This is a genomic window from Phocaeicola sp. RTP21198st1_B8_RTP21198_201120 (assembly GCF_040929485.1).
In the GTDB taxonomy this organism is placed as follows: domain Bacteria; phylum Bacteroidota; class Bacteroidia; order Bacteroidales; family Bacteroidaceae; genus Phocaeicola; species Phocaeicola dorei.
In genome coordinates, this window is the sequence record NZ_JBCOCI010000332.1 from 1 (window position 1) to 522 (window position 522).

Annotated in this window: 1 protein-coding gene; it reads right to left on the minus strand. The window is 40.2% G+C overall.

Annotation, left to right across the window (positions count from 1 at the left end):
- Positions 1-328 precede the first annotated feature (328 nt).
- Positions 329-522, minus strand: a 194-nt coding sequence (locus AB5935_RS25975) for an adenosylhomocysteinase (protein WP_368327870.1), incomplete at its 5' end; no start/stop codon positions are given.

The window sequence follows — 522 nt, forward strand, 5'->3', positions numbered from 1 at the left end:
GCGCGTACGTTCTCCGGTACGCTCGAGATACTCTTTCGATTCTTGTCCTGCACCGACTCCGGCAGCCGTGTCATGCTGAAACAAGATACGACCTTCGATATCAGCCGGAAAAAAATAGGCGAAAGAAAGAATGATAAAAGCCAGAATGGCTATTAAGTCAGGAAGAAACTTTTTCATTTACGATGACACGATTTACTATTTACGATTGAAGTTTGAATATAAAAATAAATACGACCGGACAATCTAACATTTACAATTGATAACAGTGGAATATCGATCTCCCTTATTTATCAATCGTAAATGGTAAATCGTCTAATCGTAAATCAAATTAGTATCTATAATGATCTGCTTTATAAGGTCCGTCCACCGATACACCAATATAAGCGGCCTGTTCGGGAGTCAACTTAGTCAGTTTCACACCGATCTTTTCAAGATGCAGGCGAGCCACTTCCTCGTCCAGATGCTTCGGCAAGCGATATACATTGATATCATATTTCTTGTTGAACAGTTCTATCTGCGCCA